Annotated in this window: 20 protein-coding genes; 14 read left to right on the forward strand and 6 right to left on the reverse strand. The window is 68.9% G+C overall.

Features of this window, described 5'->3' with window-relative positions; all coding sequences use genetic code 11:
- Nucleotides 1-133: 133 nt before the first annotated feature.
- Nucleotides 134-1654 (reverse strand): lipase maturation factor family protein, encoded by a 1521-nt coding sequence (locus tag AC1DDH_RS14865; protein WP_476955717.1) that lies wholly within the window; start codon nt 1652-1654, stop codon nt 134-136.
- 164 nt (nt 1655-1818) lie between these two features.
- Between AC1DDH_RS14865 and dxr the strand changes: the two genes are divergently transcribed.
- From dxr to AC1DDH_RS14920, 11 genes are all read left to right on the forward strand, one after another.
- Nucleotides 1819-3003 (forward strand): 1-deoxy-D-xylulose-5-phosphate reductoisomerase, encoded by a 1185-nt coding sequence (gene dxr / locus AC1DDH_RS14870; RefSeq protein ID WP_476955718.1) that lies wholly within the window; start codon nt 1819-1821, stop codon nt 3001-3003.
- A gap of 18 nt (nt 3004-3021) precedes the next feature.
- Nucleotides 3022-4353: a M50 family metallopeptidase gene (locus AC1DDH_RS14875; protein WP_476955719.1), complete on the forward strand. Its 1332-nt coding sequence runs from the start codon at nt 3022-3024 to the stop codon at nt 4351-4353.
- A gap of 119 nt (nt 4354-4472) precedes the next feature.
- Complete coding sequence (locus AC1DDH_RS14880) at nt 4473-5168, forward strand: MarR family transcriptional regulator (protein WP_476856458.1); 696 nt, start codon at nt 4473-4475, stop codon at nt 5166-5168.
- Complete coding sequence (locus AC1DDH_RS14885; protein WP_476932456.1) at nt 5165-5671, forward strand: hypothetical protein; 507 nt, start codon at nt 5165-5167, stop codon at nt 5669-5671. Before AC1DDH_RS14880 ends, AC1DDH_RS14885 begins: the two co-directional genes overlap by 4 nt.
- A gap of 58 nt (nt 5672-5729) precedes the next feature.
- Entirely contained in the window at nt 5730-6020 is a 291-nt protein-coding gene (locus tag AC1DDH_RS14890; protein ID WP_476856456.1) for a YciI family protein, read from the forward strand.
- 49 nt (nt 6021-6069) lie between these two features.
- On the forward strand, nt 6070-7236 hold the full coding sequence (ispG, locus tag AC1DDH_RS14895) for a flavodoxin-dependent (E)-4-hydroxy-3-methylbut-2-enyl-diphosphate synthase (protein ID WP_028277109.1): 1167 nt from the start codon (nt 6070-6072) through the stop codon (nt 7234-7236).
- Nucleotides 7199-8086 (forward strand): GNAT family N-acetyltransferase, encoded by an 888-nt coding sequence (locus AC1DDH_RS14900; RefSeq protein ID WP_476955729.1) that lies wholly within the window; start codon nt 7199-7201, stop codon nt 8084-8086. The genes ispG and AC1DDH_RS14900 overlap by 38 nt, the downstream gene beginning before the upstream one ends.
- A gap of 42 nt (nt 8087-8128) precedes the next feature.
- A complete protein-coding gene (locus tag AC1DDH_RS14905) occupies nt 8129-8899 on the forward strand; it encodes a hypothetical protein (protein WP_476872779.1) in 771 nt (256 codons plus the stop codon).
- 445 nt (nt 8900-9344) lie between these two features.
- On the forward strand, nt 9345-11156 hold the full coding sequence (locus AC1DDH_RS14910; RefSeq protein WP_476849421.1) for a proline--tRNA ligase: 1812 nt from the start codon (nt 9345-9347) through the stop codon (nt 11154-11156).
- 41 nt (nt 11157-11197) lie between these two features.
- Nucleotides 11198-11992: a sulfite exporter TauE/SafE family protein gene (locus AC1DDH_RS14915; protein ID WP_476955720.1), complete on the forward strand. Its 795-nt coding sequence runs from the start codon at nt 11198-11200 to the stop codon at nt 11990-11992.
- A 67-nt stretch (nt 11993-12059) separates the two neighbouring features.
- On the forward strand, nt 12060-13472 hold the full coding sequence (locus AC1DDH_RS14920; protein WP_476859055.1) for a pyridoxal phosphate-dependent decarboxylase family protein: 1413 nt from the start codon (nt 12060-12062) through the stop codon (nt 13470-13472).
- A 17-nt stretch (nt 13473-13489) separates the two neighbouring features.
- Here the strand turns inward: AC1DDH_RS14920 and fdhF are convergent, their stop codons facing one another.
- The 5 genes from fdhF to AC1DDH_RS14945 form a co-directional block, all read right to left on the reverse strand.
- Nucleotides 13490-16165 (reverse strand): formate dehydrogenase subunit alpha, encoded by a 2676-nt coding sequence (gene fdhF, locus AC1DDH_RS14925; protein WP_476849424.1) that lies wholly within the window; start codon nt 16163-16165, stop codon nt 13490-13492.
- Complete coding sequence (locus AC1DDH_RS14930) at nt 16153-17853, reverse strand: NAD(P)H-dependent oxidoreductase subunit E (RefSeq protein ID WP_476955721.1); 1701 nt, start codon at nt 17851-17853, stop codon at nt 16153-16155. The genes fdhF and AC1DDH_RS14930 overlap by 13 nt, the downstream gene beginning before the upstream one ends.
- Nucleotides 17854-17937: 84 nt before the next feature.
- Entirely contained in the window at nt 17938-19023 is a 1086-nt protein-coding gene (locus AC1DDH_RS14935; RefSeq protein WP_476955722.1) for an aminoglycoside phosphotransferase family protein, read from the reverse strand.
- Nucleotides 19024-19099: 76 nt separating this feature from the next.
- Nucleotides 19100-19828 carry a VIT1/CCC1 transporter family protein gene (locus tag AC1DDH_RS14940; protein ID WP_223914023.1) on the reverse strand — a complete coding sequence of 243 codons (729 nt, stop codon included), beginning with the start codon at nt 19826-19828 and terminating at the stop codon, nt 19100-19102.
- Between the two features lie 79 nt (nt 19829-19907).
- Nucleotides 19908-21152 (reverse strand): DUF4439 domain-containing protein, encoded by a 1245-nt coding sequence (locus AC1DDH_RS14945; protein ID WP_476955723.1) that lies wholly within the window; start codon nt 21150-21152, stop codon nt 19908-19910.
- Between the two features lie 105 nt (nt 21153-21257).
- On the opposite strand from AC1DDH_RS14945, the gene AC1DDH_RS14950 reads away from it, so the two are divergent.
- The 3 genes from AC1DDH_RS14950 to AC1DDH_RS14960 all read left to right on the forward strand — a co-directional run bounded on the left by AC1DDH_RS14950 (nt 21258) and on the right by AC1DDH_RS14960 (nt 23468).
- Entirely contained in the window at nt 21258-21875 is a 618-nt protein-coding gene (locus AC1DDH_RS14950; protein WP_028277119.1) for a ribosome maturation factor RimP, read from the forward strand.
- The gene (gene nusA / locus AC1DDH_RS14955; protein WP_018774503.1) at nt 21875-22855 is read left to right on the forward strand and encodes a transcription termination factor NusA; all 981 of its coding nucleotides are present in this window, start codon (nt 21875-21877) and stop codon (nt 22853-22855) included. The genes AC1DDH_RS14950 and nusA overlap by 1 nt, the downstream gene beginning before the upstream one ends.
- 157 nt (nt 22856-23012) lie before the next feature.
- Nucleotides 23013-23468: a YlxR family protein gene (locus AC1DDH_RS14960; RefSeq protein ID WP_476955724.1), complete on the forward strand. Its 456-nt coding sequence runs from the start codon at nt 23013-23015 to the stop codon at nt 23466-23468.
- The last annotated feature ends 91 nt before the right edge of the window (nt 23469-23559 follow it).

A 23559-nucleotide genomic window follows, 5' to 3' on the forward strand; every position in this document is an offset into this window, starting at 1 on the left:
ATTGCCGCAAATGGCCGGAATGACGACACTCATTCCGGCCATTTGCGGTAAACGGGCCCATGGGAACGCACCGCGCCGGGCCGCACCGCCCGGGGCCGCACCGCCCCGGGCCGCACGCCTCCGACGCCGGGCCTCACGCCTCCGACGTCGGGCGCGGCGCCGGGAGCCGCGACGGCGGGATGACGACATACAGCGGGGTCCGGATCCAGCGCTGGCCCGTCGCACGGAACTCGGCCCGGGTGGAGAAATGGTAGAGGTAGCTGGTGGCACGTATCCAGTGCGGCCGTCCGCCGGCGAACGGGTCGTGGCGCAGCAGCCGCAGCGTGGGCCGGTCCGCCGCCAGCAGCTTGGCCAGGAACGCGTAGAACCACTCCTCGTGCACGGTACGCAGCGGCAGGAACCACATCAGCCAGTCCAGCCGCAGGTGGTATGGGGCGTACTGGCGCGGGATGCGCCGGACGTCGCCGGGCTTGCCCTTGAACCCGTACTCCCGCCAGTCCGCGTCGTCCCCGGGGTCCTCGTCGAGGGTCCCCTCCACCACGATCTCGATCCGCCGCTTCGTGACGGTGCCGAACGCGCCGTAGGTGTTGACCAACTGCCAGCGGTTGAAGGATGCGTTCATCAACTGGTGGTGGGAGAAGAGGTTCTCGATGGGCCGGTAGCTGAGCACCACCAGCAGCACGGTGGCCACAAGGACCACCACCAGCCAAGGAACCGGCGCCTGGCTGCCCACCCCGGCTGCGCCCACCGCCGCTCCTGCTCCGGTTCCTGCGGACGGGGACACAGCCGCGGCATGCCAGTCCAGCGGGATCGCCGGAATCACGGCGTGCGCCACGGGATCGCTGACCGCCGCGAAGGCCAGGATGATCGCCATCCAGTTCAGCCAGGCGAAATTTCCGCTCGCCACCAGCCACAGCTGGGTGAAGATGATGATTCCGGCGGCGGCGCTGGCCAGCGGCTGCGGGGCAAAGAGGAAGAAGGGCACCACCAGTTGGGCGAAATGGTTGCCCAGGACCTCCAGCCGGTGCCAGGCCTTGGGGAGCAGGTGGGCCTGCCGGCTCAGCGGCCCCGGCATCGGCTGGGTCTCGTGGTGGTAGTACAGCGCCGTCAGGTCCCGCCATTCCTGGCCGCCCCGGATCTTGATCAGGCCGGCGCCGAACTCCAGCCGGAACACCAGCCAGACCAGCAGGATCAGGATGGTCCGGGGCGGGGGAGTCTGGTCGGAGCCAAGGAAGGCCACCGTGAACCCGGCCTCCAGCAGCAGCATCTCCCAGCCGAAGCCGTAGAACGTCTGCCCCACGTTCACGATCGACATGTACAACAGCCACAGGGCCAGGAACGCGATGAGCGGAACCCACGGCGGCCCGAGCTGCGGCAGCCCGGCGATGAGCGTGGCGGCAATGGCCATGCCGCTCCAGCACACCGTCCGCAGCAGCCGGTCCGAGTAGCGCCAGCGGAACAGGCTGGGCCGGCCCAAACGGTTGAAGCCCTCGAGATACGCCGGCACCGGCAACAGGCCGCGCTCGCCGAGGAGGGCCGGGAACTGGTTCAGCGAGGAGAGGAAGGCCACGAAATACAGGGTGGCGGTGCTGCGCTGCAGCACCTGCCGGGCGAACTCGTACTCCGGCGCGTCGAACCACGCGGTCCACTCCACGTTTTCCACGTTACGCCTCCGCCCTGCTGCGTCAACGAGCGGCGGAAGACTCAACCCGACGGCGTCGAGCTGGCACTTCACGGCACTGCTGCACGCCGCGACTGCCGTGAAGTGCCACCTCGAGGCGGACGCGGCGCAGCGGCGCGGTGCGGGATACTTGAATCATGCAGCCGCGCAAAATCGTCCTCCTCGGGTCCACTGGTTCCATCGGCACACAGGCGATTGACGTCGTCGACGGCGCCCCGCACCTTTTTGAGGTCGTCGCGCTCAGCGCCGGCGGCAGCAACCTCGAACTCCTGGCCCGGCAGGCCGTCCACACCCGCGCCCAGGCTGTCGGTGTCGCCTCCGGTGATGCCTCCGCCCTCCGGCGCATGATCGACGACGCCGCCCGCGCGGCAGGACTCATCGGGTACAGCCCCGAACTCATCACCGGCCCCGACGCCTCCACCCGGGTCGCGGAAATCACCGCCGACGTCGTCCTCAACGGCATCACCGGCTCGATCGGACTTGCCCCCACCCTGGCCGCCCTCGCCTCCGGGGCAACGCTGGCACTGGCCAACAAGGAGTCCCTGATCGTCGGCGGTGCCCTGGTCAAGGCCGCGGCCCGCGAAGGGCAGATCGTCCCCGTGGATTCGGAGCACTCGGCCATTGCCCAGTGCCTGCGCTCCGGCTCCGCCGCGGAAGTGGACCGGCTGATCCTGACGGCATCGGGCGGGCCGTTCCGCGGCAAGAGCCGGGACGAACTGCACGACGTCTCACCGCAGGACGCCCTGGCCCACCCCACGTGGGACATGGGCCTCATGGTCACCACCAACTCCGCCAGCCTCGTCAACAAGGGCCTGGAGGTGATCGAGGCGCACCTGCTCTTCGACATCCCCCTGGAGAAGATCGACGTCGTGGTCCACCCGCAGTCCGTGGTGCATTCCATGGTCCAGTTCGTCGACGGCTCCACGATCGCCCAAGCCTCGCCGCCGGACATGCGCCTGCCCATTGCCCTCGGCCTCGGCTGGCCGGACCGGGTCCCCGGATCCGCCAGGGCCTGCGACTGGGGCAAGGCCACCAGCTGGACGTTCGAGCCGCTGGACACCGTGGCGTTCCCCGCCGTCGACCTCGCGAAGGCGGCCGCCACGCAGGGCAGCACCTTCCCGGCCGTGTTCAATGCCGCGAACGAGGAAGCGGTGATGGCCTTCCACGCCGGGCAGATCCGGTTCACCGACATTGTGGACACCATCGATGCCGTCCTCAGCGAACACTCAGGCTCCTCCGGGCTGACGGTGGAGTCCGTACTGGATGCTGAAAGATGGGCACGCGCCCGCACCCACGAACGTTTAGCCGTAAGAAGCGTCTAGGAAGCAGCAGATCACAGTATGAGCCCCGTCCTCCTCTTTGTCCTCGGTGTCGTCTTCGTGGCGATCGGCATCGCCGTGTCCATTGCCCTGCATGAAGTCGGGCACCTGCTCCCGGCCAAGCTCTTCAAGGTCCGCGTGACCAAATACATGATCGGTTTCGGACCCACCGTCTGGTCGAAGAAAAGGGGCGAAACCGAGTACGGCCTCAAAGCCATCCCGCTGGGCGGCTACGTGTCCATGATCGGGATGTACCCGCCGAACAAGGAAGACGGCACCGTCCGGACCTCCAGCACCGGAATGTTCCAGTCACTGGCATCCGATGCCCGCTCCCTGGCCCACGAGGAAATCGGCCCCGGCGACGAAACCCGGGTCTTCTACCGGCTGCCGGTCTGGAAAAAGATCATCATCATGCTCGGCGGGCCCGCGATGAACCTGCTGATCGGCGTCGTGCTGACCGCGGTGCTGCTGATGGGATTCGGCGCCGCCAGCCAGACCACCACGATCGCGGACGTCTCCAAATGCCAGGTCAAGGCCGGCGAGACCGTGGACCCGGACTCCGCCGACTGCAAGCCCACCCCGGCCGCGGCCGCGGGCCTGTTGCCGAATGACACCATCACCTCTTTCGACGGCAAGGCCGTCACCAGGTGGGACGAACTCACCGGCTGGATCCGCGCCTCGGCGGGCCGGCAGGTGAGCATCACCGTGGAGCGCGGCGGCGCCACCGTCTCGACAACCGTCACGCCCGTGCTCTCCGCCCGCCCGGTTCTCGGTCCCGACGGCCGCCAGGCCAAGGCCGCTGACGGAAGCCTCCAATACCAGGACGTCGGCTTCCTGGGCATCGGCGCCCAGACGGCACTCGTGCAGCAGCCGGCGTCGGCCGTGCTGCCGATGGCGGGGGAGAACATCAAGCAGGTCGCCGGTGTGGTGGTGAACCTGCCGGAGCGCGTGGCCGGTGTGGCCAAGGCAGCCTTCAGCGAGGAACCCCGGGACCCCAACGGCCCCATCAGCGTGGTGGGCGTGGGCCGCGTGGCCGGCGAGGTCGCCGCGATGGAGGAAGTCCCGCTGCAGTCCCGCTTCGCCGCCCTGGTGGGTCTGCTGGCCGGACTCAACTTCGCCCTGGCCGTCTTCAACCTCATTCCGCTGCTGCCGCTCGACGGCGGCCACATCGCGGGCGCGCTGTACGAGGGGGCCCGGCGCCAGATCGCCAAGCTGTTCGGCCGCCCGGATCCCGGCGCCTTCGATATCGCCAAGCTGCTCCCGGTGACGTATGTGGTGGCGGTGCTGCTGATGGGCATGGGCGCGCTGCTGATCTACGCCGACATCGTCAAGCCGGTCAACCTCTTCGGATAGGCCCGGCTGGTATTTCAGCCAAATTCCGCTGACTGTCATTCATAAGCCTATTTAGGCTGATTTTAAGTAATCAGTTGAAAACGGTTGATTATTCCGGATCAGCTCCCTAGGCTGGGGTCATGTACGTCATGACAATCGACCAGCGCGGCAGCACGGGCGACATCGACCGGGTCCCCGGCCTCCTGAAGGGGCTCAGCGCACTCTCCACCGCCGGGCGCTTTGAGCGTTCGGTGGGCGACGAGGTCCAGGGCGTCGTGGAACGGGCCGACGAGGTGGTGGAGATCGCCCTTCACGCCCTGCGCAGCGGCCGCTGGTATGTCGGGATCGGAGTGGGGGAGGTGGACCTGCCGCTGCCCGCCAGCCCGCGCGAAGGCTCCGGTCCCGCCTTCGTGGCGGCCCGGTCCGCCGTCGACCGGGCCAAGGGGGCGGCCGCCCATGTTCCCCTCGCCGTGGTTGCCGGCCGCGACCGCCGCCGGGCAAATGCAAATGCAGCAACCACGGCCGCGGACGGCGCCAGCGGATCCCAGGGGGCCAGGGCCTGCGCCAATGCGGAGGCGGTGCTCCGACTGATTGGCCGCCTGGTCCAGGACCGGACCGCGGCGCAATGGAAGGTGGTGGACGTGCTGCGCTCGGTGCGGCAAGACACCCACGGAACCCACGGCAGCCAAAAAATAGCGGCACAGAAACTCGGAATCACGGAGCAGTCGGTGAGCCGCGCAGTCCTGCGCTCGGGCTGGCAGGAAGAATGGGCCGCGAGGCCGGCCGCAGAACTGCTGCTGACCCTCGCCCACGACAGCACCGAAGGAGAGAAGTGAACGCCCTGTGGATCACGCTGGCCCTGCTCACCGCAGGATTCGTCGGCTGGCCGGTCACTGCCTGGGTGTTCCGCCTCGCCCGCACCATTGATGACCGGGCCGACGCCGGAAGCGGCGCCGTCGGGGACGCGGCCGAGGACCCCGCCGCCGACTCCACCACAGACCCCGACCTTCAGGCGGCCCCGGAGCCGGCCGGGCAGGACGGAGCAGCGCCTACCCCGGCAGTGGCGGCCGCCGCGCCGCCCGCCGAGACCGTCAGCAGCGTGCGCATCCTGCGCGGCGGTGCCATTATCGGCATCCTGGAACGGTTCGCCGTGTGCCTGGCGATCCTGGCCGGCCAGCCCGTCGCCATCGCCTACGTCGTGGCCATCAAGGGCCTCGGCCGGTTTGCCGAGTTGAAAGCCACCCCGGTGGCGGCCGAGCGGTTCATCATCGGAACCCTCACCTCCATGCTCTGGGCAGCCGGTGTCGCCGCCCTGGCCAAGGTCCTCTTCCTCGGCTGACCGCGTGCCCCGGAGCCTCCGGATGGGAACCGGGCAAACAGGGCGATAGTGTATCCATATGACTGTTTTTGCTGTGGAGTACGTGTACGACGCCGAATCATCCGAGGTCCGCGATGCCAGCCGCCCGGCGCACCGCGAATGGACCGCGGATCTTGCCCGTGACGGCGCCCTGCTGGCCAGCGGCCCTTACGGCGACGGTGCAGGCGCGCTGCTCATCTTCAAGGCCGCCGATGAGGCGGCCTTGAATGACCTTCTGCGGCAGGACCCCTTCGCAGCCGCCGGTGCCATCTCGGGCACCCGCACCACCGTGTGGGCGCCGCTGACCGGTCTTCTGGCCGAGCACGCCTAGCCCGTCCCGCCCGCACCTTCGCAACTTCGAATTCTAAAAGGGAGTCCATGTGACCTCGGTCAGCCTGGGAATGCCGTCAGCACCGCCCCCCGTTCTTGCCCCCCGCCGCAAGACGCGCCAGATCAAGGTGGGATCAGTCGGCGTCGGCTCCGATTCGCCCATCAGCGTTCAGTCCATGACCACGACGCCGACGACCGACATCAACGCCACCTTGCAGCAGATCGCGGAACTCACGGCCTCCGGCTGCGACATCGTGCGCGTCGCCTGCCCGTCGGCCGATGACGCCGAGGCGCTGCCGATCATCGCCAAGAAGTCCCAGATCCCGGTGATCGCGGACATCCACTTCCAGCCGAAGTACGTCTTCGCCGCGATCGAGGCCGGCTGTGCCGCCGTTCGCGTGAACCCGGGCAACATCCGCAAGTTCGATGACCAGGTCAAGGAGATCGCCCGCGCCGCCAAGGACCACGGCACCTCCATCCGGATCGGCGTCAACGCCGGATCCCTGGAACCGGGCATCATGAAGAAATACGGCAAGGCCACCCCGGAAGCCCTCGTGGAATCCGCCGTCTGGGAGGCGTCGCTCTTCGAGGAGCACGGTTTCCACGACTTCAAGATCTCCGTCAAGCACAACGACCCGGTCATCATGGTTGCCGCCTACGAGATGCTGGCCGAAAAGGGCGACTGGCCCCTGCACCTCGGCGTCACGGAGGCCGGACCGGCCTTCCAGGGCACCATCAAGTCCGCCACGGCGTTTGGCGCCCTGCTCTCCCGCGGGATCGGCGACACCATCCGCGTCTCCCTCTCGGCCCCGCCGGTCGAGGAAATCAAGGTGGGCAACCAGATCCTGCAGTCGCTCAACCTGCGCCCCCGCAAGCTGGAAATCGTTTCCTGCCCGTCCTGCGGCCGCGCCCAGGTGGACGTCTACACGCTCGCCGAGCAGGTCACCGCTGGCCTGGAAGGGATGGAAGTCCCGCTGCGCGTGGCAGTCATGGGCTGCGTGGTCAATGGTCCCGGCGAGGCCCGCGAGGCCGATCTCGGCGTTGCCTCCGGCAACGGCAAGGGCCAGATCTTTGTCAGGGGCGAGGTCATCAAGACTGTCCCGGAGGATCAGATTGTTGAGACACTGATCGAAGAAGCCATGCGTATCGCAGAAGAGATGGGGGACGCCGATGGCGAAGATGCTGTCAAGGGTAGCCCCGTGGTTAGCGTCTCGTAAGGACGACGCCGCTCCCGGCGTCGTCGTCCGGGTCCTTGGCGGCGCGGACACCGGACAACTGCTGGCGCTGGCGCACCGGGACGCCGTCGCCAATGTCTTCATCCTCTCGCACCTGGAGACCGCAGGTACGGCGTCTCCCACGGCCGGGGGCGCCAGCATTCTTGGCGTCTTCGACGGCGGCACCCTCCTCGGTGCCTGCTGGGCCGGCGCCAACCTGGTGCCGATCGAGCTGGCGCCCGAGCTCGCCGGCCTCATTGCGATGGCCGCGCACCGCTCCGGGCGCCGCTACGCCTCGATCTTTGGCCCCGCCGAAACTGTGCTGGCTCTCTACGCGGCGCTGGAGCAGCTCGGCCAGACCGCCCACGAAGTCCGGGACCACCAGCCCCTGCTGACGATCGCGGGGCCGCCCGCCGTCCGGCCCGAGCCCGCACTCGGCTTTGGCCAGCTGGCTGACTTCGACAAGATCCTGCCCGCATGCGCCGCAATGTTTGAGGAAGAAGTGGGCTATTCGCCCTACCTCGGCGGCAAGGAGTATTACAGCCGGCGCGTCAAGAGCCTCATCCGCCAGGGCCATTCCCTCGTGCACGTGAACGCCGCCGGCGATGTGGTCTTCAAAGCCGAACTCGGCGCGGTCACGCCGGAAGTGACCCAGGTCCAGGGTGTCTGGATGAATCCCGACTTCCGCGGACTGGGACTGAGCGCGGGCTACATGGCCGCCGTCGTCGTCCTCGCCCAGACCCTCGCGCCGGTGACCAGCCTGTACGTCAACGGGTTCAACGCCAAGGCACGCGCCACCTACGATCGGGTGGGCTTTCGCCAGGTGGGCACGTTCGCTACAGTGCTCTTCTAGCGGGCAAATGCCGGCTGGCCGGTCTAGTTTTTTGGGGGAAACATGAAGACATCAGTGCTGCGCATTTTCGGGGCCTCGGCGCTCCTCGCCTGGGGCGCCATGGGATTGGCCGCATGTGGCACGCCCACCGGCTCGCCGGATACAGCCAAGAGTGCGCAAGCCCAGGCCGCAACCACGGTTCCCAGCGCGGCCACGACGCCTACTCCCACCCAGACGCAAGCCAAGGCTTACACGAGCGATGAACTGACGGCCCTCGTGGCACAGTTGAAGGATGCGCACGGCAAGCCGCTCACCGTGATGCCGCTTGCCGATCTCAAGAAGTCGGTCGAACAGGCAAAGTCCTTGCTGGCATCGATCTCGGTGGAACCCGCGGAGTGCGCGGCTCTGGCCCTTGGTGGCCAGGCAGCCTCGACCGAGGGCACGGCGGTCGCGGCGGGGGTGGCCCAAGATGCCGGGACGGGCGCTTCCACGGGTGTCTCCCTGGCGTTCCGGGCTGACGCCAAGCTCCTCAAGAAGGGACTCGCCCAGGTCGAGGACTTCAATAAGTGCTCAGCCCTTTCATTCACGACCAATGGCACCAAAGTGGACCTCAAACTGACCAAGCTGGCCGGAGTCGGCTCAACCCCGGGCACCGTCGCGTACCGGACAGACACCGCACTGCCGGGTGGCCGGAAGCAATCTGCGATCACCGGACAGGTGATCCAGGACGGCGTTCTCATCACCGTCAGCGCGGCAGGTGGCGGCAGCGAGGCCGACGCCATCTCCCGGGCCGGAAAATTACTGGATCAGGCCGCCGCGCTCGTCGGGAAGTAGCCCGATTGCCGCCGCGCATGGATCCGCAACGACATGCCGAAAATATCCGGTTGCAGACTATTGCTTCCCGGCCGCATGTCACATAGGTTCTACCTAGCCGTGTCGCATAGGCGCGCGCACTCCCCAACGCATTTTCCGGGGAAGACAACGCCTGGAGACGACACCAAGTAGCTCGCAGCCTGAGATCTGGGGGTGCTGGGGCCACGGAGCCACGCCATGACGGGATGACCAGCCGGAAAACGGCCAGGGGCTTCCATCAGTTATGGCGTGGCTCTTCCATGCGCCGCGCTCCGCAGAAGCGGGGCAGAAGCGGGGGAGAAGCGGAGGAGAAGCGGGGCCGCAGCGGGGCCGGCGCGGCAAAGCGGTGCACTCTGGACGGTAGATTAGTACCTAGATGCTTTTCTTAGGCTTTGCCCGCACTTCCCCAGAAACGGATACCCCACCTGTGGTCCTTCGACTCTCCAAGCTGTTCCTGCGCACCCTGCGCGAAGATCCCGCCGACGCCGAGGTGGCCAGCCACCGGCTCCTGGTCCGCGCCGGCTACATCCGGCGGGCCGCGCCCGGCATCTACACCTGGCTGCCGCTGGGGCTCAGTGTGCTGCGCAAGGTGGAGCAGGTCATCCGCGAGGAAATGACCGCCATCGGAGCCCAGGAAGTCCACTTCCCGGCGTTGCTGCCCAAGGAACCCTACGAGGCCACGAACCGCTGGACCGAATACGGCGAGGGCATCTTCCGGCTCAAGGACCGCAAGGGCAACGACTACCTTCTGGCCCCCACGCACGAGGAAATGTTCACCCTGCTGGTCAAGGACCTGTACTCCTCGTACAAGGACCTGCCGCTGAGCATCTATCAGATCCAGAACAAGTACCGCGACGAGGCGCGTCCGCGCGCAGGCCTGCTGCGCGGCCGCGAATTCATCATGAAGGATTCCTACTCCTTCGACGTCGACGACGCCGGCCTGGACGACAGCTACGCCGCCCACCGCGGCGCGTACCTGAAGATCTTCGAGCGCCTCGGCCTCGAAGTGATTCCGGTTGCTGCCACCGCCGGCGCCATGGGCGGGTCCAAGAGCGAGGAATTCCTGCACCCCACCGAGATCGGTGAGGACACCTTCGTGCGCTCGGCCGGCGGCTACGCGGCCAACGTCGAGGCCGTCACCACAGTGGTCCCCGCGGACATCGACTTCAGCAACGCCCCGGCCGCCGAAGTCCGGGACACCCCGGACACCCCCACCATCGAAACCCTCGTCGACGCCGCCAACGTGCTGGTTCCGCGCACAGAGGCCGACGGCGGCCCCTGGACCGCCGCCGACACGCTCAAGAACGTCGTCCTCGCCGTGACGCTGCCCACCGGCGAACGCCAGATCGTCGTCATCGGCCTCCCCGGAGACCGCGGTGTGGACCTCAAGCGCGTCGAGGCGAACATCGGGTCCTTCCTGCCGATTGCCGGTGAGATCACGCTCGAAGCCGCCAATGAGGACGACCTCAAGAAGCAGCCCCTGATCGTCAAGGGCTACCTCGGCCCCGGCATGTCCCTGGACGCGCCGCTGCTGGGCAGCGAGGGCGCCGCAAAGCTGCTCTACCTCGTGGATCCCCGCGTCGTCAGCGGCTCTGCCTGGGTCACCGGCGCCAACGAGGCCGGCAAGCACGTCTTCGGCCTCGTCGCCGGACGCGACTTCGGCTGGGACGGAGTCATCGAGTGCACCGAGGTGCGCGCCGGCGACGAGGCGCCCGACGGTTCCGGTCCCCTCGAAACCGCCCGCGGCATCGAAATGGGCCACATCTTCCAGCTGGGCCGGAAGTACGCCGCCGCCCTGGACCTGAAAGTCCTGGACCAGAACGGCAAGCAGGTGGTGGTGACCATGGGCTCCTACGGCGTCGGCGTCACCCGCGCCGTGGCGGCCCTGGCAGAGTCCAACCACGACGACCGGGGCCTGGTCTGGCCGCGCGCCGTCGCCCCCGCCGACGTCCACGTTGTGGCCGTGGGCCGCGGCGAGGAGATCTTCGCCGCCGCCGAAAAACTGTCCCTGGAGCTCGAGGCTGCCGGCCTGGACGTCATTTATGACGACCGCCCCAAGGTTTCCCCCGGCGTGAAGTTCGGCGACGCCGAACTCGTCGGCGTCCCCACCATCCTCGCCGTCGGGCGCGGACTCGTGGACGGCGTCGTGGAGATCAAGGACCGCCGCAGCGGCAGTGCCGAGAATGTAGCCGTTGACAAGGCTGTTGACTACGTGGTCAACGCCGTGCGCAACAGCTGATGCCGCGCCGTCCCGGGCGCCGTACTAAGCCGTACTAAGTAATGGTCTCCGGACTCGAATCGATCCAGCTCGGAACTGTCATCCTGATCGTCGTGGCCGGCCTGGCGGCCGGATGGGTCGACGCCGTCGTCGGCGGCGGCGGGCTCATCCAGCTCCCGGCGATGCTCCTGGTGCCGGGCATCAGCCCGGTCCAGGCGCTGGCGACCAACAAGATGGGCTCCATCTTCGGCACCAGCACCAGCGCGGCCACGTACTACCGCCGCGTCCGGCCCGATCTGCGCACCGCCCTGCCCATGGCAGCGATCGCGCTGGCGGGCAGCTACGGCGGTGCGGCGCTGGCCGCCAACCTGCCGGCCAGCGTGTTCAAGCCGATCATCGTGCTGGCGCTGATCGCCGTCGCGCTCTTCACCGCCTTCCAGCCCGGCATCGGTGAGCTGACCAAGCTGCGCCACGCGGGGCACCGGCACTACGTGGTGGCCTGCCTGATCGGCGGCGTGATCGGCTTCTACGACGGCCTGATCGGTCCCGGCACCGGTTCGTTCCTGATCATCGCCCTCGTCTCGGCCATGGGCTACGCCTTCCTGGAGGCCAGCGCCAAGGCCAAGATCGTGAACGTGGCCACCAACGCCGGCGCCCTGCTGTTCTTTGTTCCGCACGGCGCCGTGCTGTGGGGGCTCGGGCTGCTGCTGGGCATGGCGAACATGGCCGGCGGCTACCTCGGTGCCCGGACTGCGGTCCGGCAGGGGAGCAAGTTCATCCGGATCGTGTTCCTGGTGTTGGTGGGCGCGCTGATCATCAAGCTCGGTTCCGACGTCTGGCAGGACAACCTGTCCTAAGCCGCCTGGTTCCGCGGCAACCCGCATGGGACTCCCGGTCCGCTGGCCCCGGGCGTAGCATGCAGCTATGTCAGCAGGTGAGGAACGCTACCGGGATGCCCTCGAGGCCGCGGCCGGACACGCACGCCGGTGGCTTGAGAGCCAGGGAACACGCCGAATCGGGCCGCAGGTCACGGCGGCCGAGCTGGCGGCCGACTTCGGCGGACCGCTGCCCAAAGAGGGCATGCCGGCGGCGGAAGTGGTGGACTATCTTGCGGCCAAGGCCGAACCCGGGCTGATGGCCATGCCGTCCGGGCGGTTCTTCGGCTGGGTCATCGGCGGCACGCTGCCGGCGGCGCTGGCGGCCGACTGGCTGCTCAGCGCCTGGGACCAAAACGCGGGGCTGCGCTTCGCCACGCCCGCCACCGCCGCGATCGAGGAAGCCGCCGGCAAATGGATCCTTGAGCTGCTGGGTCTGCCCGGGGAGTCCGACGTCGGCTTCGCCACCGGCGCCACCATGGCCAACTTCACCGGCCTCGCCGCCGCCCGCTGGCGGCTCATGGCCGACGCCGGCTGGGACCTCGACGGCGACGGCCTCGCCGGTGCGCCCCGGATCCGCTGCTTTGCGGGGCAGGAACGGCACGACACCATCGACCTCGGCCTGCGCTACCTGGGCCTGGGACGTCCCACCGTGGTGCCGTCCGACCGCCAGGGGCGCATCATCCCGGCCGAGCTGGATTGCGCCCTGGACCTTGCGCTCCGTGCGGGGGAGGACAGCCGCCCGGTCCCGGCCCTGGTGTGCCTGCAGGCCGGCAACCTGCATTCGGGCGCCTTCGACCCCTTCGCCGAGGCCATCGCCGTCGCGAAGGCGCACGGCGCCTGGGTGCACGTGGACGGGGCTTTCGGACTCTGGGCGGCCGCCGTGCCCGAGTTGTCCGCCCTGACCGCGGGACTCGGGCTGGCCGATTCGTGGGGGACGGATGCGCACAAGACCCTCAACGTCCCGTACGACTGCGGGATCGTGATCGTGCGCGACGCCCAGGCCCTGCGGTCGGCGATGGGGCTGCACACCAGCTACCTGATCCAGGCCGCGGACGGTGCCGGGGACCCGTTCGAGTCCGTGCCTGAGCTCTCCCGCCGCGCGCGGGGCGTCCCGGTGTGGGCGGCGCTGAAATCCCTGGGCCGCGACGGCGTCGCCAGCCAGGTCCGCACGCTCGTGCAGCGGGCCGCGCAGTTGGCCGAGCAGCTCGGGGCGCTGGACGGCGTGGAGGTGCTCAACGACGTCGACTACACCCAGGTGTCCCTGGCGTTTGGCGACGACGCCGTGACCCGGGCCGTGACGGAGAGGGTCATGGCTGATGGCCGGGTCTGGATGTCCGGGTCACGCTGGCAGGACCGCGATATCCTGCGGATTTCGGTGAGCAACTGGAGCACGGACGACGCCGACGTCAGAGTCGCCGTCGACGCCGTCCGCGACGCGCTGGCGGCGGTGCGGGGCTGACTGCGGGGGTTAGCGAGTTACGCGTGCGCGGAGATGCGGACCGCGGTCACCTTGTATTCAGGGCACCCCGTTACCTCGTCCTCCACGGCAGAGGTGAGGCTGTTGACTGTTGCGCCGGGGAAATGGAAGCCCGCGAACACCTGACCGGGTTCCACATCGTCCGTGATCCTGAGCCGCAGGACCGCCATTCCATGCCGGCTGTCCAACCGGACAGTATCGCCGTCATTCAGTCCCAGCGCCGCCGCGTCCCCGGGCTCGACGTCGATCGTTTCGTCGGGGAGCAGGACCAGGTTGTCGGTCCGGCGGGTCATGCTGCCGGAGTTGTAATGCTCCGCCCTGCGCCCGGTGACGAGCAGGTACGGATAGGCCGCGTCGCACTGCTCGCCCGGCGGCAGGTACGGCCGCGCGGCCAGGTGTGCCAGACCGTCCGGGGTGGCGAACCGGTCCTGATAGAGCCGAGGTGTTCCGGGGGAAACGGCGGACCCGCACGGCCAATGCAGCGGGCCGTCCCGGTCCAGGCGTGCGTGGGATATTCCGCCGAACAGCGGCGCCAGGCTGGCGCACTCCGCCATGGCCTCCTCCGGTGTGGGGCATCCAAGGTCCGCCCCCATGCCGGCCGCGACGGCGTGCAGCACCGCGAAGTCTGTGCGGACGCCGGCTGGGGGCGCCACGGCGGCCCTGACCCGCTGGAAGCGCCGGTCGAAGTTGACGAACGTGCCGTCCTTCTCGAGCCAGGCGGCCACGGGAAAGACGACGTCCGCTGCGGCGGCCGTGGGGGAGAGGAACAGATCGTTGCAGATCACCAGCGGGCAGGCAGCCAGGGCCGCCCGCACCGAAGCGCTGTCAGGATCGGTGGCGAGCACGTCCTCCCCGATCACCCACAGCGCCTGCAACGCCCCGTCCCGGGCGGCCGCGAACATCTGCGGGATCCGAAGCCCTGGCCGCGACGGCACATCGGCCCGCCAGGCCTCGGCGCAGCGGGTCCGCGCTGCCGGGTCCAAGACCTTCTGGTAGCCGGGCAGCAGGTCAGGCAGAGCCCCCATGTCAGACGCACCCTGGACGTTGTTTTGCCCGCGCAGCGGGTTCACCCCACCGCCGGCACCCGGCCCGACGGCACCGCGCAGGAGTGCCAGGTTGGACAGGGTCCGGACACCGTCCGTGCCGTGCCGGTGTTCGGTCACGCCGAGTCCGTAGAAGATTGCCGGGACCAGCGCCTGACCGTACATCACGGCGGCGCGCACGAGGTCGTGCGCCGGGACACCGGAGATTTCGGCTACGCGTTCCGGCGGGTAGTCCTCGAGCAACCCGAGCAGCTCGTCATAGCCGTTGGTGTGGGTATCAAGGAAGGCGGAGTCCAGGAGCCCCTCGCGGACCAGGACGTGGGCCAGGCCGTTGAACACGGCCACGTTGGTTCCCGGCCGGGGCCGCAGGTGGACGTCGGCGTGCCGGGCGAGGAACGTGCGCCGGGGATCCACCACCACCAGGCGGGCGCCGTCCATGACCCGCTGGAAGATCCGTGAACCGACAACGGGGTGCGCCGCCGTCGGATTCGCGCCAACCAGGAGGATCACGTCGCACCGGTCGAGGTCATCGAATGCATTCGTGCCTCCGCCCAGACCAAACGTGGCGGCCAGGCCGGCCGCCGAGGGGGCGTGACAGAGCCGGGCGCAGTTGTCCACGTTGTTTGTCCCCATGACTGCCCGGGCGAATTTCTGGGCCAGATAGTTCTCCTCGTTGGTGGCCCGGGCCGAGGAGATGACGGCGAATCCGCCCGGGTCCGCGTCCCGGATCCCGGCAAGCCTGGCGGCCACGTAACCCGTTGCGGCCTCCCACGACGCGGGCGCCAGGGTTCCGTTCCTGCGGATCAGCGGGGTTGTCAGACGGTCTGTTGAACCCAGGAACCCGTGGGCGAACCGTCCCTTGACACACGCGTGGCCGCGATTCACTGAGCCCTCACCGGCGGGCCGGACGGTCATGATCACGTTGTCACGGGTGGAGACCTCCAGGGTGCAGCCGACGCCACAATACCCGCAGGTGGTCCGGGTCTGCCGTTCGATCGGCAGCATGTTGAGCAGCCCGGGCTCGGACAGGGCGCCGGTGGGACACGTATCCACGCACGCCCCGCACGAGACACAGTCGGACTCCGCCCAGGGGCCACCCGTGCCCGGCGCCACCACCGTGCCGGCTCCGCGGCCCGTGAGGGTCAGGGCGAACGTGCCCTGGATCTCCGCGCAGGCGCGGACACACCGCCCGCAGGCAATACAGAGATCGCGGTCAAGCTTGACGTACGGGTGGGAGTGGTCAAGTCCGCGCTCCGGCGGCGTGACGGCACCAGACGGGGCAGTCACCCCGTAGTCGGCGCATTGCCGGGCCAGTTCGCTGCGGTCGGCCGGGACGTCCAGCGCCCGCGTCGGCAGCCCCGCGACGATGGCCCGCAGGGCATCCCGCCGCAACGCCCGGGACGCCTCGACGGCGACGCGCAATCCGTCCTCCGCCGGGGTGCTGCAGGCGGCGGCCGGGCCCCGGCCGGTGATGTCGACCAGGCACGTACGGCACGAGGCCACGGTGGTGAGCCGGTCATCGTGGCACAACGTCGGGAGGGCCAGACCGGCCGCCCGCACAGCATCGAGCAGCGTGGCTCCGGCCGCGACCTCGACCAGTCGGCCGTCGACAACGAGTTTCACGACGGCCATCCGTCCAGGCCGTAGACGCGGGCAAGGCTTAACACCGCGGACGGCACCCGGCGGCCGAAAGCGCACAGGCTGCCCGCCGCCATCGTGCGCAGCACCTCGCCGCGTTCCCGGCGGATATCCGGCCCGTCAGACCGCTCCGACAGGGCCCGGCCGCGCCATGTCCCCACCCGGCAGGGCGAGCACTGCCCGCAGCTCTCCGCCGCCGCAAAGTCCCACAGGTTCCGCAGCACCTGCTCGCCCGAAAGCCTGTCATCGAAGGCGACGATCCCTGCGTGGCCGAGGGCCGCTCCCCGGCTGGTGAGGGCGGCATCGCTCAGGGGCACATCCAGGTCGGCCGGGCCGAGGAAGCCGCCCAGGGGGCCGCCGATTTGCAGTGCACGCATCGCTGCCCCGTCCCGAAGCCCGCCGCCGAGATCTTCCACGATCCGCCGGACCGGCGTGCCGATCTCCACCTCGTAGGCGCCGGGCCGGAGAAACCGTTCGGACAGGCAGGCGACCACCGTGCCGGCCTCGTCCGCGGTCCCCATCGCCGCGTATGCGGCTCCGCCGTGCTGCACTATCCACGGCACCGCACTGAGTGTTTCCACGTTGTTGACTACGGTGGGCCGTCCGTGGAGCCCCCGTGTGGTGGGAAACGGCGGGCGTGGCCGCACGACGCCGCGCAGGCCTTCGAGCCCGTTCAACAGGGCCGTTTCCTCGCCGGAGACATACGACCCCGCGCCAACAGCTACGTGGATCTCCAGGCTGAATCCGCTGCCTCCCGCGTCCGGGCCGAGGTGCCCGGCAGCGCGTGCCTCGAGCAGCGCTTCCTGCAGGCGGGCGACGGCGTCGGGATACTCTGAGCGGACAAACACGACGCCGGTTTCTGCGCGGACAGCGAAGCAGGCCAGGGCGAGGCCTTCGAGCACACGGTGCGGGTCCTGTTCCATGAGCAAGCGGTCCGCAAAGGAACCGGGGTCGCCCTCATCACCGTTGGCCACAACCACCCGCGGTGCAGGGTGTTCCAGTGCGGCCCGCCATTTGGCGGCGACGCGGAAGCCGGCTCCGCCCCGTCCCTTCAGCCGGGCGGATTCGACCTGGCTGAGGACATCTTCAGGTGTTCCTGCGGCGACGACGCCGGGCCAGGCCGACCATGGCGTCGATGCTCCGAGCAGCCCGGCGGTCACCACAGGATACGCACTGTCACAGGACACCGGGATGGGCGGCGCCTTCCGCGGTGACGACCCCTGCAACTGGGCCGCCAGGTCGGGCCCAGCACACGCGTCCCCGCCGTCGAGGGCCGCCGGTCCGCCGAAGCAGTAGCCCAGGCAGCGCACTTCCTGGAGCGATACGGCGCCGTCCGCGCTTCGGCTCCCCGCCTCCACTCCCAGCGCCGCTTCCACTTCCGCCATGTGCCTGCCGCCGGACGCCGCGAAGCAGGCGGCTGCACCGCAGGCCCGGATGTGCCGGGTTCCGTGCGGCGCGGAGAAGTCGGCGAAAAACGATGCCGGTCCCTCGGCCGCTGCGGCGGGCAAGCCGAGCGCACGGGCGATCTCGGCCGGGGAGTTAACGGAGCCGCGGAGCATACTCTTGATCTCCACGATGGGCCGCTCGAAGCGGGCGGCATACCGGAGGAAAGGATCGTCATTGTCCCGACCCTCCTGCCCGGCAGGTTCGGCGGCTGAGCGCCCGCCACGGGGTTCGTGCATGTGTCCAGCCTTCTCCCCGGCACCCCCGGTCGGGGAAGAGCCAAAAGTCCCCGGATCGCCAAGTGCTGAAGGAGCCGGCTGCGGCTAGTGCTGGTCCGCCGCCCAGTGGGCCATGTCCTGGCCCGGATCGGGCAGCTCCTGCGGGGCGGGCAGGCCGGGAAGCGTCCGGCCCGCCAGCGTGCTCGCCACCCACAGCGATCGGGCCAGATCGCCGTCATAGTGGCGCTGCGAGGCATACCAGAGGGCGTTCTCCACCTCGCGCGCCAGGCTCCACTGCCGGGCGGCCTCGGCGTCGAGCCCGGCTGCGGCACTGAAATCCCCGCACCGCGCGAGCAGGGCCCGCCCGGGATCCTGCTGCGGCAGTTCCCGGAGCCTGTTCCACAGCACCGGGGCCACCGCGAACTCCGCCTCCCCGATCATGGGCTGGGGATCAATCGCAGCGTACTCCAGCGGCGGTGTTTCCTTCCGGGTTCCAGGCTCCGGCACGCCGGGCCGGGCCAGCACGTTCAAATAGTGCAGGTCCGCGTGGACCAGGACATCTTTACCGGACCGCCGGCCCACGGCGCCGCGGGTCTGGCAGACCTCCAGCGCCGCCTCGAGCAACCATCGCGGGAACGGCCGCCCGAGGTGCTCCCACGCCTCAGGGAATTCATCGCTCCACTGCTCGGCCCGTGCCGCCACGTGGTCGATTTCCCGCCACTCCGGCCGGCTGTCCGGGACCACGCTGAGCTGGCGGACCACGCCGCCCCACGCGGTCACCGCCGTGTCCAGCGGGACATCCAGGAGGGAGCGGCACGCGTCCAGGCGCTCCAGGAGCAGGGCGCAGGAACCGGCGTCGGCGGCCAGCAGCCTGACGGCGCCGTGACCTCCCCACAGGGCGAGGGCGTGGTGTTCGCGGGTGGCCTCCTCATGCGGAAAAGCCAGCTTCAGCACGGCTGCCTCGCCCTTGCCCGGGGACCCCTGCCCGTCCCGGCGCCGCACGGGAATGACGACGCCGCCGTGCCCGTTCCAGGGAAGGGCACCCGGTTCCAGATCCGGCTCCAGATCCCACTGGTCGAGGAATCGCCCGATCAGGTCAGGAAGTGCCGCCAGCCAGGTGCGTCCCGCAGGGGTACGGGCGTACCGGCGGGAAAGATCAGGCGGGATGGGGACGTCTGGGATCGCGTTCACGGGACCTATCGTAGGGCCGGAGGGGCCGCCGCCGCGTTGGCGGGCCTCGGATGATTCCTCTGGGACCGGGGGGCCTTTAGACGATGCCGCTCGCGCCGAGTGCGTTGCCGATCGCGAAGGTTGCCACCAGCGCCACGGCGCCGCCAATCACCACGCGGATCGCTGCTTTGAGCTTTGAGCCGCCGCCAATCCACGCGCCCACGGCGCCGGTGGCGGCCAACGCCACGAGCACGGCCACGAAGGTCAGCGGAATCCTGATGCTTTCCGGCGGCAGCAGGATGGCCAGCATGGGCAGGATTGCACCGGCGAGGAACGCGATGGCGGAAGCGAACGCCGCGTGCCAGGGGCTCACGATGTCGGTCTCGTCAATATGGAGTTCGGCTGAGAGGTGCGCGCCGAGCGCGTCGTGCGCCGTCAGTTCCTTGGCCACCGTCCGTGCGGTCGCGGGGCTGAGGCCCTTGCCCTGGTAGATCGCCGCGAGCTCCTCGAGCTCTTCCTCCGGCTGTTCCTCCAGTTCCCGGCGCTCCTTTTCGATCAAGGCGTGCTGGCTGTCCTTCTGGCTGCTGACGGAGACATATTCCCCGAGCGCCATCGAGATAGCGCCGCCCACCACGCCCGCGGCGCCCGCGAGCAGGATTGCTCCGGTGTCGGTGGTGGCGCCGGCGACGCCGACGACGATCGCTGCGACGGAGACGATGCCGTCATTGGCCCCCAGAACGCCCGCGCGGAGCCAATTGAGGCGGTGTGCGATGTCATTGTGGTGCGGCTCGTTCTCGTGCTGGGTTGCGGCGCCGGTCGTTTCCATGCCTACAGCAAATCACCCGGCGCCGGGGCATGCCAGTATTCCAAGGCTTACCAAAATAAGCCGAGGCTTGCTCCGGCGTTCAGCCCGCGGGCTGCGACGGCGTTTCGCCCGCCGGCCGCGTCGGCATCGAGGCCCTGTCCAGGCCCGGCAGGGCGCCGGAATCCGCACCCCACTGCACCGCCCGCTTCGCAGACCCGAACAGGGCAGCGATGGCCCACTGCCGGGTCCCGCCCTCACTCAGCGCCACGAGGTCGCCATAGACCGGCAGGGCGGCGGCTTCCAGGTCGCCGAGGCCGGCGGCGGGGGAGGCCAGGAAGGACGGCGCCAGCGCGTAGCCCGCCTCGCGTGGTGGCACCGCGGAACAGTGCAGCCGGCTCAGGGATTCCACGGCGCCAAGGAGCGCGTCATGATGGGCCAGTTCCTCGGCCGCGGATTTCGCCGCGTCGCCACCGAGCCGGGTCAGCGCCACCTGGTAGCCGTAGATGGTCTGCGCCTCGGTCCGCGCAGCCGACGCCAGGGCGCCGCCGAGGCTGGACGCGGCCGCGGATGGCTCTCCTTCGGGCTGCGCTGCTGTGGACGGTTCCGCTGCGGCCGGACCCTCTGTGGAGGGCGCCGTCGCGGACGGCGACGGGCAGGTCCCGGACACCTGCGGCGAGGTTACGTCGGCTGCCGGCGCCGCCGTTCCGGTGCCGGCGGCGAGGGCGGACGCCTGCAGCAGCTGAGCGGTGCCGACGGCGGCCAACAGCCGTGCCATGCCGCCGTCGGCCTTGGCAGCGTCCGCAAGGCGCTGGCGGCCGCTGTCTGCCAAGGCCGCCACCAGCCCGGCTGCGGTCGCCGGAAGAGGTGCGGCGGACGCCCCGGAGCCGGGCGCTCCGGAAGCGGACTGAGTCGATGCGGCGTAGGACGCTGCCGGGGGCGTTGCCCGGCCGGAGGCGGCGGCCGCGCCGGCCGGGTCCGCAGGACTTTCTCCGGGCGCCAGCAGCGCTTGCGCCTGGAGTGTCAGCAAGGTCACAGTCCGCTCGATGGCGGGATTCCCGGCAGCGGCCGGACGGCCATCCGCGCCCTCGGCCGGGCTGTCTTTTGAACCGGCCCGGGCCGCGGTGCCAAGCTGGCTGCCGGCGTCCAGCAGTTGCCGGGTTTCGGCCAGTGCGGCGGCGCGCGCCTGCTCAGAAAAGGGCGGCGCCGCAGGTTCCGGCGGCCTGGCCGGCGTCAGGACCACGCCCAGGCTCACCACCACCAGGGCGAGGCACACCAAAAGCACATAGCGGGGGAGCGACCGGGGAAAGTGATCCTGCCATCGCTTTTCCCTGGTGTCGTCTTTCACAACAGACCATGTTGTCATGCCGGCCCGGAACTGCGTGCACCACGCCGCCCGGAAAATCGCTAGGCTAGTACACACAACATCATCTAGCGGGAGGCGGCCGGCATCATGACCAACGCAGAAGCCACGACTTCAACAGACCGGACCGGAACGGGAAAGGCTGAAGCCGCAACCGTTCAAAATGTCGAGGCCGAGCGCCTTCACGCACTCCTGGAACCCGCAGTGCTGGCGAACCGGCTGTACCTGGAGGACGTATCCATCCATGTCGCCGGCGCCAACCGGGTGGTCCACGTAGTGGTGGACCTGCCGCAGGAGGAGACCGGGGGTGTCGGGCTCGACGTCATCGCCGAGATCTCCAAGACCCTCTCGGACACCCTGGACAACGACCCCAGCATGGACGCGCGCCCCTATGAGCTCGAAGTCTCTTCACCCGGCGTCGGCCGTCCACTGACAGAGGAGCGGCACTGGCACCGCGCCCGCGGGCGGATGGTCAACGTGAACGTGATCCAAGGCGACAACGTCACCGGCAGGGTCCAGTCCGTGGACGATGGGGGAGTCACCCTCGTTCCGGAAATTGCCGTCAAGAAGGGCATGAAGCCCAAACAGGGTGAACCCGTCAAGCTTCCTTTCGACAGGATCCGCAGCGGAAAAGTCGAGATAGAGTTCAGCCACCTCGAAGAGGCCGGCTTGGAAAAAGCAAACAATGGACCTTCTGAGGAGGCCTGATGGATATTGACATGAGCGCACTGAGACTCCTGGAGCGTGAGCGTGAAATCCCGCTGGATCTCCTGATTCCAACAATCGAGCAGGCACTGCTCGTGGCCTATCACAAGACCCCCGGCGCCTTCGAAAAGGCCCGGGCCGAGCTCGACCGCAAGAGCGGCCACGTGACCATCTGGGCCACCGAGATCGACGACGACGGCGCCCCGATCGGCGAGTTCGAGGACACCCCCGCGGGCTTCGGACGCATCGCGGCGAGCACCGCACGGCAGATCATCCTGCAGCGCCTCCGGGACGCTGAGGACGACAACGTGCTGGGCCAGTTCAAGGGCCGTGAAGGTGAGCTTGTCGCCGGCACCATCCAGCAGGGCAACAACCCGCACATGATCCAGGTGAACCTGGGCACGGTGGAGGCACTGCTGCCGCCGCCCGAGCAGGTTCCCGGCGAGAAGTACATCCACGGCAACCGGCTGCGCGCTTTCGTGATCGACGTCCACCGCGGCACCAAGGGCCCGTCCATCACGCTGTCGCGCTCCCACCCCGGGCTCGTCCGGAAGCTCTTCGAACTCGAAGTTCCCGAGATCGCGGACCGTTCGGTCGAGATCGTGGCGCTTGCCCGCGAAGCCGGCCACCGCACCAAGATCGCCGTGAAGGCAAACACCCCCGGCGTGAACGCCAAGGGCGCCTGCATCGGTGAAATGGGTTCGCGTGTCCGGGCGGTCATGACTGAACTGAACGACGAGAAGATCGACATCGTTGACTACAACGACGATCCTGCGACCTTCATCGCCAGCGCCCTCTCGCCGTCGCGCGTGAATTCGGTCACAATCACCGACGAGGCGACGCGTTCGGCCCGGGTGGTCGTTCCCGACTACCAGCTCTCCCTCGCCATCGGCAAAGAGGGCCAGAACGCCCGTCTCGCCGCCAAGCTCACGGGATGGCGAATCGACATCGTCTCCGACGCCGCCGTCAACACCGGCAAATAGCGCAAACGCGCAAGCGCACGAACACGCGCACGAACACGGGCTGCGGGCCGCCATCGCGGCCCGCGGCCTGTGTGCGCTCTCACGGGTTAGCCGTGATTTCCAAGCTGACCGGCATGCCTGGGTTCGGGACCCGGGCGCCGGAGGGGCTAGAATAGACATGACCGCGCCTAACGGCCGGTATCCGTGTGTCTTTGGCGCGTCTGGGTTTTTCCCGGATTCCCGGGACGCGGTGATTCACCAAGCAGCTGTACTGGCAGGAAGATACTCGAACGTGGCACATGTGCAACACCTCGGGAATCAGCCGCAGCGCACCTGTATCGGATGCCGACAAAAAGGATCGCGGTCGGAGTTACTCCGGCTCGTCGCCGGCGCCGGTGGTTCGTCCGCCGTCGTAGTGGATGAACGACGCCGGATGGCTGGCCGGGGAGCATGGCTGCACCCCAGCGAAAAGTGCCTGGCACTGGCGGTCAAACGTCGAGCGTTCGGCCGCGCCCTCAACGGCGCAGCCGGTACGGCCGATGTTGAACGCCGGATCACTGCCAGCACGGAAGCCGTGGGCACCCCGGTGGCCGCAGCAACAACCGTCCAACCTGAAAGCGGGTCAGAAAACTGATGGAAACCCGATGAGTTCCCAGCGATGAGTGCGCAACGATGACAACTTTGTTGCGCTCTGCAATGGGCCTTTCAGCTGCATTCGCGGCGGA

This window comes from Arthrobacter sp. 10T425 (assembly GCF_056393985.1).